12 protein-coding genes, 1 pseudogene and 1 riboswitch are annotated in these 16,663 nt (G+C 70.2%); of the genes and pseudogenes, 5 read left to right on the top strand and 8 right to left on the bottom strand.

The annotated features are described in order from the left end of the window. Positions 1-403: 403 nt before the first annotated feature. Positions 404-1,450, top strand: a complete 1,047-nt coding sequence (locus tag BM362_RS24210) for an LLM class flavin-dependent oxidoreductase (RefSeq protein ID WP_067588411.1) — start codon at positions 404-406, stop codon at positions 1,448-1,450. On the opposite strand, the gene BM362_RS24205 is transcribed toward BM362_RS24210, so the two are convergent. From BM362_RS24205 to BM362_RS24165, 8 genes are all read right to left on the bottom strand, one after another. Continuing rightward, complete coding sequence (locus BM362_RS24205) at positions 1,444-2,742, bottom strand: MFS transporter (RefSeq protein ID WP_167545411.1); 1,299 nt, start codon at positions 2,740-2,742, stop codon at positions 1,444-1,446. The two genes, BM362_RS24210 and BM362_RS24205, sit on opposite strands and share 7 nt — an antisense overlap. Continuing rightward, positions 2,739-3,911 carry an aromatic ring-hydroxylating oxygenase subunit alpha gene (locus BM362_RS24200; protein WP_093574642.1) on the bottom strand — a complete coding sequence of 391 codons (1,173 nt, stop codon included), beginning with the start codon at positions 3,909-3,911 and terminating at the stop codon, positions 2,739-2,741. The genes BM362_RS24205 and BM362_RS24200 overlap by 4 nt, the downstream gene beginning before the upstream one ends. Positions 3,912-4,767: 856 nt before the next feature. Next, positions 4,768-5,541: an enoyl-CoA hydratase gene (locus tag BM362_RS24190; RefSeq protein ID WP_067588418.1), complete on the bottom strand. Its 774-nt coding sequence runs from the start codon at positions 5,539-5,541 to the stop codon at positions 4,768-4,770. Beyond that, entirely contained in the window at positions 5,538-6,518 is a 981-nt protein-coding gene (gene mmsB / locus BM362_RS24185) for a 3-hydroxyisobutyrate dehydrogenase (protein WP_342029813.1), read from the bottom strand. The genes BM362_RS24190 and mmsB overlap by 4 nt, the downstream gene beginning before the upstream one ends. Further along, positions 6,422-7,456 carry an enoyl-CoA hydratase/isomerase family protein gene (locus BM362_RS24180; RefSeq protein ID WP_093574640.1) on the bottom strand — a complete coding sequence of 345 codons (1,035 nt, stop codon included), beginning with the start codon at positions 7,454-7,456 and terminating at the stop codon, positions 6,422-6,424. The genes mmsB and BM362_RS24180 overlap by 97 nt, the downstream gene beginning before the upstream one ends. Then, complete coding sequence (locus BM362_RS24175) at positions 7,453-8,592, bottom strand: acyl-CoA dehydrogenase family protein (RefSeq protein ID WP_093574639.1); 1,140 nt, start codon at positions 8,590-8,592, stop codon at positions 7,453-7,455. The genes BM362_RS24180 and BM362_RS24175 overlap by 4 nt, the downstream gene beginning before the upstream one ends. 8 nt (positions 8,593-8,600) lie before the next feature. Then, a complete protein-coding gene (locus BM362_RS24170; protein ID WP_067588618.1) occupies positions 8,601-10,100 on the bottom strand; it encodes a CoA-acylating methylmalonate-semialdehyde dehydrogenase in 1,500 nt (499 codons plus the stop codon). 174 nt (positions 10,101-10,274) lie between these two features. Further along, positions 10,275-10,452, bottom strand: a riboswitch (cobalamin riboswitch). A gap of 276 nt (positions 10,453-10,728) precedes the next feature. Then, positions 10,729-12,144, bottom strand: a complete 1,416-nt coding sequence (locus tag BM362_RS24165) for a short-chain fatty acyl-CoA regulator family protein (protein ID WP_093574638.1) — start codon at positions 12,142-12,144, stop codon at positions 10,729-10,731. A gap of 102 nt (positions 12,145-12,246) precedes the next feature. Here BM362_RS24165 and BM362_RS24160 point away from each other — a divergent pair. The 4 genes and pseudogenes from BM362_RS24160 (at position 12,247) to BM362_RS24145 (ending at position 16,656) form a co-directional block, all read left to right on the top strand. Further along, positions 12,247-13,133: pseudogene (locus BM362_RS24160) on the top strand (3-hydroxybutyryl-CoA dehydrogenase). Further along, positions 13,133-14,614: an MmgE/PrpD family protein gene (locus tag BM362_RS24155; protein ID WP_093574637.1), complete on the top strand. Its 1,482-nt coding sequence runs from the start codon at positions 13,133-13,135 to the stop codon at positions 14,612-14,614. Before BM362_RS24160 ends, BM362_RS24155 begins: the two are co-directional and overlap by 1 nt. Then, positions 14,614-15,507: a methylisocitrate lyase gene (prpB, locus tag BM362_RS24150; RefSeq protein ID WP_093574636.1), complete on the top strand. Its 894-nt coding sequence runs from the start codon at positions 14,614-14,616 to the stop codon at positions 15,505-15,507. Before BM362_RS24155 ends, prpB begins: the two co-directional genes overlap by 1 nt. Positions 15,508-15,537: 30 nt before the next feature. Continuing rightward, positions 15,538-16,656 (top strand): bifunctional 2-methylcitrate synthase/citrate synthase, encoded by a 1,119-nt coding sequence (locus BM362_RS24145; protein ID WP_093574635.1) that lies wholly within the window; start codon positions 15,538-15,540, stop codon positions 16,654-16,656. Positions 16,657-16,663 lie beyond the last annotated feature (7 nt).

Genomic DNA, 16,663 nt, shown 5'->3' with positions numbered 1-16,663 from the left:
GCGGCTCTGGCGTTGCCCGAGGGCGAGGTCGCGTTTGACGGTCTCGCCGACGTCGTCGCGGGCCATTGCGTCCCCGCCCCGCGAGGCCGCCAGCGCGGCGGCCGTCCCGCAGATTGACCGTCTTCGGATGGCTCTCCAGCACAGGTTCCAGGTGCCGACGTCCAGGCCACGCACCGGTGGCAGCCCGGCACCCGGATCGGCGCGCGCGGCAGCTTCCGGCCGCGGATCTCGCGGCGAACACGCTCTCGTCCCAGTTCGCCGCGGCCACCGCCGGACAACCCGCTCGGCCGCGGTGCTCGGCCGGCGATCGCGCAGGCCTGGCCGCCGGTTGCGGTCAGCGGCCCGGACCGGAAAAAACGGCGGGATCCCGCGGAATCGCTGTCGACTTGCCAGGGAGTGTCCCGTGCTGACCCTCGGAACCGGGATCTCGGTGCGGCCGGAAGCCGATCCGCTGGACGACATCCGGTGGGCGGACCGCGAACCCCGCGTCGCGGGCGCGTGGATGCTCGATCACCTGCAGGGCTGGGCGCCGCGCGGGGTGCAGGAAACGGATCCGCACCTGCTGCTGGAGCCGTTCTCCGTGCTGGCAGCGGGCGCGGCCGCGACGAGCCGGGTGCCGCTCGGCGTCGCGGTCACCGATCCCGTGCGGCGGAGCCCGGTCTCGCTCGCGCACACCGCCGCCACGACGAGCTGGCTGGGCGGCCGGAAAATGCTGCTGGGGCTCGGGGTCGGCGACCCGGGCCAGCTCCGCCCGTTCGGCCTGCACCCCGGCCGCGAACGGACCGGACGGCTCGACTACATCCGTCCGGCCCTGCGCGACCTGGCCGCGCTCCGGGACCAGGGCCGGTTGCGCCCCGAGGGGCCGGACCTGCCGCTGACCGGGATCTCCCCGTTCGAAGTGTATGTGGCCGCGCACGGTCCGCAGATGCTCCGGCTGACCGCCCGCTACGGCGACGGATGGCTGCCGACCAGCTTGCCGGTGCGGCAGTACCGATCGAATCTCGCCGCGATCCGGGAGGCGGCCGCGGCCGCGGGCCGGGATCCGGAGGCCGTTCGTCCCTGTTTGTTCCTCTGGGCCGCGCTCGGCGGCGACGAAGCGGAAAGTGCGGAATTGCTGCGGCGCCCCGAAGTCCGGGCTGTCGCGCTGTATCGCGGCCGGTCGGCGTTCGCCGAACACGGTGCCGGCTATCCCTTGCCGCACGCGTATGTGCCGCACGAAATTCCGGCAGAACAGGCCCCGGAGGTGCTCGCGAGCATCCCCGACGCTCTGGTGCGCGAGGCGGTGCTGCACGGTTCTCCCCAGCAGGTGGCCGGGAAACTGGGCGAGTACGCCGAGGCCGGGTGCCGGCACGTGATCGTGCAGGACATCGGCCGCTTCGCGGATCCGGAGGGCACTGAGCGCTCGCGGGCGGCACTGCTGGCCGTCGCGGACGCGCTGGGAGGTCAGTGATCCGGGCCGCGCCGGAAGGTCTCCCGCACCCCGAGCGCACAGCACAGTCCGGCCGCGCTCAGCACGAGCGGGACGATGAGGGCCCACCGGTAGTCGGCGAGGACCGGATGGCTCGACGCCTCCGGTGAACCAGGACGGGCGTCGAGGATCCAGCCGAAAACCGGCTGGATCACTCCCGACGCCATGAACGCGCCGACGTTCACGACCCCGAGCGCGGTCGCCGCGGCACTGGGCGCGGTCGACTCCTTGACCGCCGCGAACGCGGGCACCACCTGCGCTCCGGCGAGCCCCACCAGTGCGTAGAGCACGACCGCCGACCAGCCCGGCGACCACGGCAGGAAGGCGAACCCGGCCCAGCCCAGCACCGCGCTGGCCGAGCAGACCAGGATCACCGGGCGCCGCCGGCCCAGCCGATCCGAGAGCACGCCGAGCAGAACGTTGCCGCAGCCGTACACGACCAGCCCGATGGTGGTGTAGGCCGAGGCGGCCGCGTTGCTCAACCCGAAGCCGTCGCGCAGCAGGGGCACCCCCCACAGGCCGGAGAAAGCGTAGAAGGTGCCGTTGGTGCCGATCACCGCGAAGAAAACGAGCCAGACCTGCCTGCTGGCGAGCGCGGACCGCAACCGGCGCGACCCGCCCGCCGGCGCGGGCGCGGCCGGGCGGGGAAGCACGTCCGGGTACCCGGCCTCCTCCGGCGAATCCCGCACGACGACCAGGACCAGCACCGTCGTCGCCGCGGCGAGCAGTCCGACGACGAGGAATATCGACCGCCAGGTGAACGCCGTGAGCAGCAAGGCGGACGGCCCCTCCGCGAAGATGCTGCCGAGGTTGCCGACGAACATCGTGACGCCGGTGACCACACCGTAGTGGCGCTCGGGAAACCAGGTCGCGTTGCTCTTCAGCAGGCCGACGAAGATGCCGGACGTGCCGAGCCCCACCAGCAGCGGGCCGGCGGCGGCGACGCCGAACCCCGGAGCCGCGGCCAGCAGCAAGGTCCCCGCCGAGGTGACCGCCCCGCCGACCGCGACCACCATCCGGGTGCCGTACCGGTCGATCAGCAGCCCGACCGGTACCTGCATCACCGTGTAGACCCAGAAATTGCCCGCCGCGAAGAGGCCGAGCTGCGCCGCCGAGACGCCGAACGCCGCGCCGATCGGTTCGGCGAACGTGGCGGGCGCGAACCGCTGGAAGAAGCCGATGGCGAACAGGGCCAGCAGCAGCGCCGTCGATCCGGCTCGTGCCCGCCGGAACCCGCGGCGGAGCTCCGCGGGCGCGGACTCGCCCGTCCTCACCCAGACACCCCCTGCGCGCTCGGCGTCCGGTCGCCCGCCGCGCCGAGCACCCGGTCCAGGATCCAGTTGTCCAGGCGGTGCACCACGTGTTCCTCGGGCGTGTAGCAGCCGGGGGTGCTGCCGGGCAGGCCGCGCTGCTGGAATTCGGTGATCCAGTCGTCCTCGCGCACGACCTGGTCCCAGCGGCGGATATAGCGTGCCGAAACCTCGGCGTAGTCAGGGCGGTCGAGGCTGGCGCGCGGGAAGCAGTAGCCGACGTCGACCCGGGTCCGGGTCGGCGTCTCCGGGTATTTCTGGATCCACCACATGCAGTCCGGCGCGGTGACCAGGAAAAACCCCGGAGCGAGCACGGAGAAATGGGTGCCGCGGTTCGCCGCGCCGCTGATGCCCGGCGTGGCCGGGAACCCCAGGTGCCGCTCGCCGGGGGCCAATGCCGGGGTGTGGTCGCTCTCGTGGAAAACCGTGATCCACTCGCCGCTGGTGGGCGGCGAAACGACCGGTTGCTCGCCGATCGACCCGCGGTGGATGTGCTTGGTGTGGAGGGTCTCCATGTCCACCTCGACGTAAAGCTTCCAGTTCGAGGCGAGATGGTAACTGCGCCGGTGCACGCACGCCATCTCGGCGATCCGGTAAGGTCTGGCCACCCGCTCGGCGAAATCGCCGAAATACTGGTCCACGGGCGGGGCGTTCTCGTCCAAGGTGACGAAAAGCAGTCCTTCCAATTCGGCCCAGCGCACGTCGGTGAGCGCGTGCCGCTCCGGGTCGAAGGTGCTCGACTCCTCGGTCCCCGGGGCCCGGAGCAGTTTTCCTTCGAGGCTGTACACCCAGCTGTGGTACTGGCACCGGATGCCGCCGCAGGTCCCCTGGGCTTCCTCCAGGAGAATCGAGCCGCGGTGCCGGCAACTGTTCCGGAACGCCCGGATTCCCTGGTCCGACCGGACCAGCAGCACCGGCTGGCCGAGCGTCTCGGCAGTGAGGAAACTGCCGCGCGAGGGCAGCATCGAAGCCAGCCCGACAAAATGCCAAGCGGGACGGAAAATGGCGTCGATTTCCCGGCGATGCCATTCGGGCGAGGTGTAGCACCAGTGCGGCATGGTCTGCGCTTCCGGCAGCGCGCTGCGCACCCGCGCGTAGTTCTGCGCATCGAAAATATCCGGTAATTGCAACACAGTCGCTCCCCTTGGTGGCAGGGCATAATTCGACGGTTACGCCGATTCCGCCCAGAATCGCCAATGCCCTTCCCCAGCGCGCCCAACCCTAGGAGGGAGCCGAGCGCCAGGGCAAGCGGGCCGGCGGACATTCACTCGCCGCGACCAGCACCCGATGCTCGCCGTCGGCTCCGGGTCGACCTCCAAATTCCACCACCCGCTACGTTTTGAGTAGCAAAATCGGCAGCGGCACGCGGAATCAGCTGCTATTTCTCGATTTCCCTGCAACTGAGCACGCGACGGTCGTCGGAGAGCGAATTCATCGTCGCCGGCCGCGGGTCACGAGGCGGGACGGTGCCGCGTTCCGCTGGCCGTCATTGCGCTCGCGGAAGACCTCGCCACGATGGGCGCAGTTCGCGAATAGATCCCGCGAGCCCTAGCAACACCATGTCGCAGGGTTGTGCCATGATGCTCGCTGCCCGCACTGCGGCAGTCATATCCTCTTCATTTCCGGCGGCGAATATCCGCACTGGCGTATCGGGCGCGTGTCGTGCCAGAGCGGCGGCGAACGTGTCCCGATCCGCTCCGATCAGCACAGGCGTTCAGCGATCTGTGCGTCCAGCGACGCGCCTTTCACCTGACCTCCGGCGAGCCTGCTCACCCGCTCGTGAGCTTCCACCGGGACCAACGCCGCGTGCGGATTGGTTGCCTTGGAATCATCGAAGCACCACACGCCATCCGCCTCGGCGACGGCCTCCCCTCGGTGCGCCACAGGCCGGAGTGCCGCCAGGACCGCGAGCGGCAACGGCGGCCGGAACTTCCGCTTCGGCGGTGACGCAAGCCTTCGCCACGTCACCGCCGAAGCGGGCGAACGCGATCAGGCGTGGTTGAACTCCGGCGACCGCTTCTCCACGAACGCCGCCATCCCCTCCTTCTGGTCGTGCGTCGCGAACAGCGCGTGGAACACCCGCCGCTCGAACAGGACGCCTTCGGCCAACGTGGACTCGAACACCCGGTTCACCGCCTCCTTGGCCGTCGTCGCGGCGACGAACGACATCGACCCGATCTTCGATGCGACCGCGACTGCCTCGGTGAGCAGGTCCGCCGCCGGAACGACCCGCGAAACCAGCCCCGCGCGCTCGGCTTCGTCGGCTTTCATCGTGCGGCCGGTGAGGATCAGGTCCATCGCCTTCGCCTTGCCGATCGCGCGGGTCAGCCGCTGCGAACCGCCCATCCCGGGGATGACGCCGAGGGTGATTTCGGGCTGGCCGAAGCGCGCGGTGTCCGCGGCCAGCAGCAGATCGCACATCATCGCGAGTTCGCAGCCGCCGCCCAGTGCGTGCCCGGCGACCGCGGCGATCAGCGGGGTGCGGACGCGGGTGAGCGCGTCCCAGCCGGCGAACCAGTCCTCGGCGTGCATTTCGCTGTACGTGCGCGGGGCCATTTCCTTGATGTCCGCGCCCGCGGCGAACGCCCGGTCCGAGCCGGTGAGCACGATCGCGCCGACGTCTTCGGAACGGTCGAGATCGGCGGCCGCTTCGGTGAGTTCGCGCATGGTTCGCAGGTTCAGCGCGTTCAGCGCCTGGGGGCGGGTGAGGGTGATCTGCGCGACGCGTGGGGCCGGACGGTCGACGGCGATGGTCTCGGTCATGCGGTTCCGTTCTCCCGGAGTGTGGTGACGATGGCGGAGAAATCGCGGCCCGGGCCGTCTTCGGCGACGAACTCGGCGTAGCGGTCGGTGGCGTGTTTGCCCAGTGCGGTGCGGACGTCGGCGGCCTCGGCGGCGGCTTGGGACAGGCGCAGGTCTTTCAGCATCAGGCCGCTGGCGAAGCCGCCTTGGTATCCGCGGTTGGCCGGGCTCGCCGGGACCGGGCCGGGCACCGGGCAGTTCGTGGTGAGCGCCCAGCATTGGCCGGACGCAGTTGAGGCGACGTCGAACAGCGCCTGGTCGGTGAGCCCCAGTGCCTGCCCGAGCGCGAACGCCTCGCTCACCGCGATCATCGAGACGCCGAGGATCATGTTGTTGCAGATCTTCGCCGCCTGCCCGGCCCCGGAATCTCCGCAGTGGACGAACTTCGCGCCCATCCGGTGCAGGTACGGTTCCGCGGCGATGAAGGCTTCGGACCGGCCGCCGACCATGAACGTCAGCGTGCCCGCCGCGGCGCCGACGACCCCGCCCGACACCGGGGCGTCGACCGCCTGGTGTCCGGCGGCGACGGCCAGTTCGGCCGCGGCCCGCGCGTCGGCGACTTCGATGGTCGAGCAGTCGAGGAACAACGTGTCCGGCTGCGCGAGCGCCACGATGTCGCGGTACAGGTCGAGAACGTGCTTGCCGCTGGGCAGCATGGTGAGCACAACCTGCGCCTCGGCCACCGCGGCGGCTGGAGAATCCACAATGGACACTCCGGCTTCCGCCGCCGAGGCCGCCGCTTCGGGGACTGGGTCGTAGCCGAGCACCTTCTCCCCCGCTTTGACGAGGTTGGCGGCCATCGGCCCGCCCATGTTGCCCAGTCCCAGAAAAGCCACGGCCATCAGTTCCGCACCCCCGCCAGCTCGGCGTCGCCGAGATCGGCGAAATAGGAATCGACCAGTTCGCCGGTCACTTCGGCCACTGTGGACGGAGACCACCGCGGCGACCGGTCCTTGTCGATGATCTGCGCACGGATGCCCTCGACCAGCTCCGCGGAGGACAGTGCGCGGCGGGAGATCCGGTATTCCTGGGCCAGTGCGCTTTCCAGATCCGGCAGCGCGGCCGCGGTGCGCAGTGCGCGGAGGGTGACCTTGAGGGCGGTCGGCGATTTGCCTTCGATCTCCTTGGCCGCCGCGACCGCTGCTTCTCCGCCGTCGCGAAGCCGGACCAGGATTTCTTCGACGGTGTCCGGCGCGTAGCAGTGGTCGATCCACTCCCGCGCGGCGGCGAGCGGGCTCGGCGGCGGGGTTTCCGCGACCAGGTCCAGTGCCGAGTCCGGGGTGCGGGTCGCCAGGGCGTCGTAGAGGTCCGGGAGCCGGCCGGCCGGCACATAGCGATCGGCGAGTCCACAATGGATCGCGTCGGCGCCGGACAGCTGCGCGGTGGTGAGCGCGGCGTGGGTGCCGAGCTGGCCCGGCGCGCGGGAGAGCAGCCATGTGCCGCCGACGTCGGGGACGAACCCGATGCCGGTCTCGGGCATGGCGACGCGGGAGCGGTCGGTGACCACGCGGTGGCTGCCGTGCGCGGAAATCCCGACGCCGCCGCCCATCACCAGGCCGTCCATGATCGCCACGTACGGTTTCGGATACCGGCCGATCAGCGCGTTCAGCCGGTATTCGTCGGCCCAGAACTCCCATGAGGCGGTGCCGCCGGAGCGGGCGTCCTCGTAGATGGACCGGATGTCGCCGCCCGCGCAGAGGCCGCGTTCGCCCGCGCCCTCGGCCACGACCGCCCGCACGCCCGGGTCGGCGCGCCACTTTTCCAGGTGCTCGGCGATGTCCCGGACCATGCCGTGGGTCAGCGCGTTGAGGGCCTTCGGCCGGTTCAGGGTGATCCGCCCGAGTCCGCTGTGGACGAGGAACTCGACGTCGCTCATGCCGCCTCCTGCAACATCCGGCGGGAGATGATGACCCGCATGATTTCGTTGGTGCCTTCGAGGATCTGATGCACGCGCAGGTCGCGGACGATCTTCTCCACGCCGTATTCGGCGAGGTAGCCGTATCCGCCGTGCAGTTGCAGCGCGTCGTTGGCGATCTCGAAGCCGGTGTCGGTGCAGAACCGCTTCGCCATCGCGGACAACGACGTCGCGTCCGGATCACCACGGTCGTGCGCGTCGGCCGCGCGCCACAGCAGGGTGCGCGCGGCCTCCAAGCCGGTGCGCATGTCGGCGAGCCGGAACCGCAACGCCTGAGCATCCGACAGTGGACCGCCGAATGCGGTGCGTTCGGTCAGGTGGCGCACCGTCTTGGTCAACGCGGTGTCCGCGCCGCCGAGCGAGCAGGCTGCGATGTTGAGCCGTCCGCCGTCCAAAGCGGACATCGCTACCCGGAAGCCGCCGCCTTCGTCGCCGAGCAGCGCCGTCGCGGGCACCCGGACGCCGTCGAGGACGACCTGCCGGGTCGGCTGTGCGTTCCAGCCCATCTTGACTTCGTTGGCACCGAAGGAAAGCCCCGGCGTGTCCCGCTCCACGATGAACGCCGAGATCCCGCCCGCGCCGGGTCCGCCGGTGCGGGCCAGCACCACGTACACCTCGGAAGCGCCCGCGCCGGAGATGAACTGCTTCACGCCGTCCAGCACGTACTCGTCGCCGTCGCGCCGGGCCCGGGCGGACAGTGCCGCCGCGTCCGAACCTGCTCCCGGTTCGGTCAGGCAGTAGCTGCCCAGATATTCCATAGTGGACATCCGCGGCAGGTAACGGCCGCGCTGCCGGTGGTCGCCGAAGCGGTCGATCATCGCGGCGACCATGTTGTGGATGGACACGTATCCCGCGATCGACGGGCATCCGGTGGCCAGCGCCTCGAAGACCAGGACACCGTCCAGCCTGCCCAGCGCGGAGCCGCCGACGTCCTCGGGCAAGTACAATCCGCCGAGGCCGAGTTCGGCCGCTTTCCGCAGCACGTCGACCGGGAAATGCTTGTCCCGGTCCCATTCCAGTGCGTGCGGCGCGAGGTGTTCGGCGGCGAATTCGGCCGCCGTGTCGCGCAGCGCGCGCTGCTCGTCGGTGAGATGCACGGCGCGCCTCAGTCCATCGTCGGGATGACGAAGCTCGCGTTTTCCTTGGTCCCGGAGGGCCAGCGCGAGGTGACGGTCTTGGTCTTGGTGTAGAACCGCACCGCATCCGGGCCGTGCTGGTTCAGGTCGCCGAAACCGGACCGCTTCCAGCCGCCGAAGGTGTGATAGGCGATCGGCACCGGGATCGGCACGTTCACCCCGACCATGCCGGTGTCGACCCGCGCGGTGAAGTCGCGGGCGGTGTCGCCGTCGCGGGTGAAGATCGCGACGCCGTTGCCGTATTCGTGCTCGCTCGGCAGCCGCAGCGCCTCCTCGTAGCCGGCCGCGCGCACCACCGCCAGCACCGGGCCGAAGATCTCCTCGCGGTAGATCCGCATGTCCGGCGTGACTTTGTCGAACAGGCAGCCGCCGAGGAAGAACCCGTTCTCGTGCCCCTCGACCACGACGTCCCGGCCGTCCACCACCAGTTCCGCGCCCTCGGCGACGCCGAGGTCCACGTAGTCCCGCACCCGCTGCACCGCGGCCGAGCTGACCAATGGGCCGAAATCGGCGGTCTCGTCCAGCGCGGCGCCGACCTTGAGCGTCTTCACCCGGGCGGCCAGCCGCTCCACCAGCGCGTCCGCGGTCGCTTCGCCGACCGGCACCGCGACCGAAATCGCCATGCAGCGCTCCCCCGCCGAGCCGTACCCGGCACCGACGAGCGCCTCCACGACCTTGTCGAGATCGGCGTCCGGCATCACGATCAGGTGGTTCTTCGCGCCGCCGAAGCACTGCGCGCGTTTGCCGTGGTCCGCGGCCTGCGAATACACGTACTGCGCGATGTCCGACGAGCCCACGAAGCCGACGGCCTCGACGCGCGGATCGGTGAGCAGCGCGTCGACCGCTTCCTTGTCGCCGTTGACCACCTGGAACACACCCGGCGGCAGGCCTGCTTCGAGAAACAGTTCAGCCAGCCGCAACGGCACCGAGGGGTCGCGCTCGGACGGCTTGAGCACGAACGCGTTGCCGCACGCCAGCGCCGGCCCGGCCTTCCACAGCGGGATCATCGCCGGGAAGTTGAACGGCGTGATCCCGGCGACGACGCCGAGCGGCTGGCGCATCGAGTACACGTCGATGCCGGTGCCGGCGCTGTCGCTGAACTCGCCCTTGAGCAGGTGCGGAATGCCGATCGCGAACTCCACGACCTCCAGGCCGCGCTGGATGTCGCCGCGCGCGTCGGGGACGGTTTTGCCGTGCTCGGACGACAGCAGCCGGGCCAGGCTGTCCTCCTCCGCGCGGACCAGGTCGACGAACCGCATCAGCACGCGAGCGCGGCGCTGCGGATTCCATCGCGCCCATTCGCGCTGCGCTTCGGCGGCGACGCCGACCGCGGCGGCGACCTCGGCCGCCGAGGCGAGCGGGACCCGCGCCTGCACGGCGCCGGAGCTGGGGTCGTAGACGTCGGCGAACCGTCCGGACGTGCCGGGAACCGGTTTGCCGCCGACGAAGTGCGTGAGTTCAGCAGTCACAGCGAAGCCTTTCGGAAAGAGCGCAGGAGAGAGCCGCCGCACGGCGACCGCGCGGCGCGACAAGCACCGGATCCCGCCGCGGCGGGACGACGGCGCGGACCTACCGCGGCGGCGGGTCGGCGTCTTTCACGCAGGCAGGGGCGAGCCACATGCGTTCTGCTCCATCCTCGTGGACGAACACGGACGTCCACGGCCGGTATCCTGGCTCCCGGATCTGCCCCGTCCCGGCCTTCCCGGCTCTCGCCAGTGGCCTTTTCCCGCGTGGGACGGCACTCCCCGGTCACAGTGGCGGGACCGCGCCGGTTTCGCACCGGCTTCCCTGCACCGTGGACCTGTGGACACCATAAAGTAGGAAGTCCGAGTATGTCGAGAGTGGCGCACCCCTCATCCGGGTGGCGGATCCTTCGCTGCGCCGCCCGCGCGCTCGCCCCAGCTGTCCGTGAGGGGAACCCTGAGGGAATCAGATTCCGTCCGAGGGTGTTTCGAAACCCGCGTGGTCAGTCGCTGAATCCGTGTGTTGTGCGGAAGCTTGCACGCAACTGCCCAGCGAACGGCGCGCCACGCCGATATCACAGTCAACGCCCCCGACCACGCCACCGGGTTTCGAAACACCCGCTCAGGGTTCCCCTCACCGACCTCCCGCTGGCCCCAGCGGCGGGTACGGCAGGACGCTGCTCGCGTGATCGGCCACCCGCAGCGGGCGGCCGATCGCCGGGAACGCGCGCTGCGGGCACGCCGGGCGTTCGCACACTTTGCACCCCATGCCGATCGGCGTCACCGCCGCGTCCTTGCCGAGCGCCAGCCCGTCCGAGTACACGAGCCGGTTCGCGTGCCGCAGTTCGCAGCCGAGGCCGATCGCGAACGTCTTGCCCGGTTCGCCGTGCCCGCCCGCCGCACGCGTGACGGTACGCGCGAGCCAGAAGTACTTTTTGCCGTCCGGCAGTTCGGCGATCTGCGTGACGATGCGACCCGGCGACGAGAACGCCTCGTAGACGATCCACAGCGGGCAGGAGCCGCCCGCGCGGGAGAAGTGGAATCCGGTGGCCGACTGGCGTTTCGACACGTTGCCCGCGCGATCGACCCGCACGAACGAGAACGGCACCCCGCGTGCGCCGCGCCGCTGCAAAGTGGACAGCCGGTGGCATACGGTTTCGAAGCCGACTCCGAACTCTCCGGAAAGCAACGTGACGTCGTAGCGAAGTCGTTCCGCCGCGCCGAGAAACGCCCGATACGGAAGCACCAGGGCGCCCGCGTAGTAGTTGGCGAGGCCGATCCGCAGCAGCCGTCGCGCGGTCTCGCCGGCGAACCCGCCGCTCGCGGCGAGCCGGTCGATCTCGGCTCCGGATTCCAGCATCGCCAGCTCGGACCCCAGCCGGAACGCGACCTGCCCCGGCCGGAGCATCGGCGAGAGCCGCAGCACCTTGCGGCGACGGTCGAAGAAATGCTGCCCAGTACCGAGTTCTTCAGTGACCACCCGTACACCGTGCCGTTCCTCCAGCGCGGCGACCAGGCCCGCGCGCACTTCGCCGGGATGCAGCCGCAGCGCCGCCGAAAGGCCTTCCGCGGCTTGGTCAAGCGTGCCGACGTGATTGTTGCGGGCGTAGAACCAGTCGCGGACCTTCTCGTGCGGCTGCTGTACCGACGTCTGGTCCATCCCCTGCTCCGCGGTGAGCGCGGCGATGTTCTCGACCGCTTCGCGATAACGGCGGTGCAGCGCGACCATCGTGCAGGCGACGCCGGGCAGTTTCGCGGTCAGTTCGTCCACTTCGGCCGGTGAGATCGCACCGTCCACAGTGTCGTCGGCGAACACCTCGCGCACGTCCGCGACCAAGCGGGCGGTGTCCTGCGGCGCGAAGAACTCGGCGTCCACGCCGAAATGCTCGGTGAGCTTCAGCAGCACCGGCAGGGTCAGCGGACGGCCGTTGTGTTCCAGCTGGTTCACGTAGCTCGGCGAGATTTCCAGCAGCCGCGCGAGGTCCGACTGCGACAGCGACCGGTCCTCGCGCAGCTGGCGCAGCCGCGCCCCGGCGTACAACTTCTCCACAGGCCAACTTTAACAACTATTACAAGCCCCAGGAAAACCTTCACAACACTTCACCGGCCGCAGGGCTGGCTGAGCGTGCGACCGGGTGCCAGGCTGACTCTCATGCCTCACAATGTTCACAGCAGCGGCGAGATCGCCCGGGTCGGCGTGGCCGGGGCCGGGCAGATGGGCTCCGGGATCGCCGAGGTGTGCGCACGGGCCGGGCTGGACGTCGTGGTCTGCGAGGCGGACGCGCCGTCCGCCGAAGCGGGCCGCACCCGGATCCTCGCCTCGCTCGACCGGGCCGTCCGCGCCGGGAAACTGGACCGGCCCGCCGCCGAGCGCGCCGCCTGGCGGCTGCGGTTCACCGCCGACGTCGGGGAACTGGCCGACCGGCAGCTGGTGATCGAAGCGGTCGCGGAGGACGAGCGGAGCAAAACCGAACTGTTCGCCGCCCTGGACAAAGCGGTCGCCGACCCGGGCGCCATCCTCGCGCCGACCACGTCCTCGATCCCGATCATGCGGCTGGGCATGGCCACCGGCCGCGCCGCGCAGGTCGTGGGCCCGCACTTCTTCAACCCGGCCCCGGTGCTGCCGCTGGTCGAGGTCGTCGGATCGCTGCTGACCAGCCCGGACACCGTCGACCGCGTTCAGCGCTTCGCCACCGGAACGCTCGGCGAGCAGGCCATCCGGCCCGCGACCGGTCCGGGTTCGTGGTCAACGCGCTGCTCGTGCCGTATCCGCTCTCGGCGATCCGGATGGTCGAGTCCGGGTTCGCCGCGGCCGCCGACGTCGACCGCGGCATGGAACTGGGCGCCGCGCACCCGAGGGGCCCGCTGCGGCTGGCCGACCTGATCGGCTTGGACACCGTCGCGGCCATCGCCGAATCCCGGTACGCCGAATTCAAGGAACCGCTCCACGCACCCCCGCCGCTGCTGCCGCGGATGGTCGACGCCGGCCTGCTGGGCAGGAAGTCCGGCCGCGGGTTCTACGTCCACGAAGGAAAGTGATGACCGACCACACCGTCCGCACGTACCGCTCCGCCGAACCGCTGCCGCGCGAGGAGCAGCTGGCCTGGAAGCTGGCGTCCGTCGCCACCGATCCGGTGCCGGTGCCGCCCGAGGTCGCCGACATGGTGGTCAACCGGGTGATCGACAACGCCGCGGTCGCCGCCGCCTCGCTGTCCCGGCGGCCGGTGTCCGCCGCCCGCGACCAGGCGCTCGCCCATCCGGCGAGCCCCGGCGCGGCCGTGTTCGGCGTCTCCGGCCGGTACTCCCCGGAGTGGGCCGCGTGGGCCAACGGCGTCGCGGTGCGCGAGCTGGACTATCACGACACCTTCCTCGCCGCCGACTACTCGCACCCGGGCGACAACATCCCGCCGATCCTCGCCGTCGCGCAGCACGCCGGCCGCACCGGGGCCGATCTGGTCCGCGGGATCGCCGCCGGCTACGAGCTGCAGGTCGACCTCGTCCGCGGGATCTGCCTGCACGAGCACAAGATCGACCACATCGCGCACCTCGGCCCGTCGGTCGCGGGCGGGCTCGGCGCGCTGCTGCGGCTGGACACCGAAACCGTGTACCAGGCGATCGGCCAGGCGCTGCACACCACGACGACCACCCGCCAGTCCCGCAAGGGCGAGATCTCGTCCTGGAAGGCGTACGCCCCCGCGTTCGCCGGGAAGACCGCGATCGAGGCGGTCGACCGGGCACTGCGCGGCGAGGGCGCGCCGAGCCCGATCTACGAGGGCGAGGACGGTTTCCTCGCCTGGCTCCTGGGCGGACCGGACGCGCGGTACACCGTTCCCCTGCCCGCGCCCGGCGAGCCTAAGCGGTCCATTTTGGACACCTACACCAAGGAACACTCGGCCGAGTACCAAAGCCAGGCGCTCATCGACCTCGCCCGCAGGCTCGGCCCGCGGATCGGCGAACTGGGCAAGGTGGAACGGATCGTCATCCACACCAGCCACCACACGCACTACGTGATCGGCTCCGGCGCGAACGACCCGCAGAAGTACGATCCGAACGCCAGCCGCGAAACGCTCGACCACTCGATCCCGTACATCTTCGCGGTCGCGTTGCAGGACCGCAGCTGGCACCACGAAGCCTCTTACGCCCGGGAACGCGCGACCCGTCCGGACACAGTGGAGCTGTGGCAGAAGGTGTCCACTGTGGAGGATCCGGAGTGGACCCGGCGCTACCACGAGCCGGAACCGGCGTTCGGCGGCCGGGTCGAGGTCACGCTGGCCGACGGGACCGCGATCACCGACGAGATCGCCGTCGCCGACGCCCATCCCGCCGGGGCCCGGCCCTTCGCCCGCGAGCAGTACGTGGCGAAGTTCCGCACCCTCGCCGACGGCGTGCTCGCACCGGCGGACCAGGACCGGTTCCTCGGCACCGTGAGCCGGCTGTCCGAACTGGACGCCGACGAGGTCCGCGAACTCGCCCTGCCGTCGGCGATCGCCGCGGCCCCGAAGACGAAGGGGATTTTCTGATGCTCCACGCCGCTCCCCCAGCCGCGGAGAAGCGGACTGGGTTCCGCGAGGCTCTGAACTCCGGCCGGCTGCTGCGCCTGCCCGGCGCCTTCAATCCGCTCAGCGCGAAACTGATCGAACGACGGGGCTTCGACGGCGTCTACCTCTCCGGCGCGGTGCTGTCGGCCGATCTCGGCCTGCCCGACATCGGGCTGACCACCGTCACCGAGGTGGCCGGGCGTGCCCAGCAGATCTCGCGGGTCACCGCGCTGCCGACGCTGGTCGACGCGGACACCGGCTTCGGCGAGCCGATGAACGCCGCCCGGACCGTCCAGCTGCTGGAGGACGCCGGAGTCGCCGGGATGCACCTGGAGGACCAGGTGAACCCGAAGCGGTGCGGCCACCTCGACGGCAAGGACGTCGTGGACCGCGAGACCGCGGTGAAGCGGATCAAGGCCGCGGTCGGCGCGCGCCGCGACCCCAGCTTCGTCATCGCCGCGCGCACCGACGCCAAGGCCGTGCACGGCATGGACGAGGCGATCATCCGCGCGAAGGAATTCGCCGACGCGGGCGCGGACCTGCTGTTCCCGGAGGCGATGGCCGACGCCGCCGATTTCGAGAAGCTCCGGAAAGCGGTCGACATCCCGATTCTCGCGAACATGACCGAATTCGGGAAAAGCGAACTCCTCGATGCGGAAACGCTCGAATCCGCGGGCGTCAACGTGGTCATCTACCCGGTGACCTTGCTGCGCCTGGCCATGCACGCCGCGGAAACCGGCCTGCGCACGATCGCCGAAGAGGGCAGCCAAGTGTCGCTGCTCGAACAGATGCAGCACCGTCGCGATCTTTACGACCTGCTGGACTATTCCGAATACAACGCTTTCGACGAGAACGTTTTCACCTTCCGCGTCTGACCCGGCGCGCATTCTTTACAGGGGACACCTATGTCTGCACCCGCTATCCACAAAGGACTCGCCGGAGTCGTCGTCGACACCACCGCGGTCTCGATGGTCAACCCGGACACGAATTCGCTGACCTACCGCGGCTACCCGGTCCAGGACCTCGCCGCGCACTGCGGCTTCGAGGAGGTCGCCTATCTGCTGTGGCACGGCGAACTCCCGACGCCGGACCAGCTGGCCGAGCAGAACGCGGTCGAACGCGCCCACCGCGCGCTGCCGCACGACCTCGTCCTCACTTTGCTCGCGCTGCCCGAGTCCGCGCATCCGATGGACACCCTCCGCACCGCGGTGAGCATCCTCGGCGCGAACGACCCGGACGAGGACGACAACAGCCCCGCCGCCAACCAGGCCAAGGCGCTCCGGCTGTTCGCCGCGCTGCCGACGGTCGTCGCGCTCACCCAGCGCCGCCGCCGGGGCCTGCTCCCGCTCACGCCGCGCGACGACCTGGGCTACGCCGAGAACTTCCTTTACCTGGCACTGGGTTCGGTACCGGAACCGGCGATTGTCCGCGCGTTCGAAACCTCGCTGGTGCTCTACGCCGAACACAGCTTCAACGCGTCCACCTTCACCTCGCGCGTCGTGACGTCGACACTGTCCGATTTGTACAGTGCGGTGACGGCCGCGATCGGTGCGCTCAAAGGACCGCTGCACGGCGGCGCCAACGAAGCCGTGATGGAGACCTTCGAGGAAATCGGTTCCGCGGACAACGCCGGGAAATGGCTCAAGACGGCGCTCGCGGAGAAGCGCAAGATCATGGGCTTCGGCCACCGCGTGTACAAAAAGGGCGACTCGCGCGTCCCGACGATGCGCCAGGCCTTGCAGGTCGTCGCCGAACTCCGCGACGGGCACCGCCTGCTGGAGCGGTACGAAGCCCTCGCGCGGGCGATGTACGCGGAGAAGGGCCTGCACCCCAATCTCGACTATCCCGCCGGACCCGCGTATCACCTGATGGGCTTCGACACCCCGGTGTTCACGCCGATCTTCGTGGCCGCGCGCATCACCGGCTGGACCGCGCACATCACCGAACAGCTCGCGTCCAACAGTCTCATCCGGCCGTCGAGCACCTACACCGGCCAGGCACAGCGCGCCGTCGGCCGCGCCTGACCCGGGA

The sequence above is a fragment of the Amycolatopsis rubida genome (assembly GCF_900115345.1).
In the GTDB taxonomy this organism is placed as follows: domain Bacteria; phylum Actinomycetota; class Actinomycetes; order Mycobacteriales; family Pseudonocardiaceae; genus Amycolatopsis; species Amycolatopsis rubida.
The sequence above is the reverse complement of the archived record's forward strand: the minus strand, read 5'-3'. Positions and strand labels throughout refer to the sequence as shown.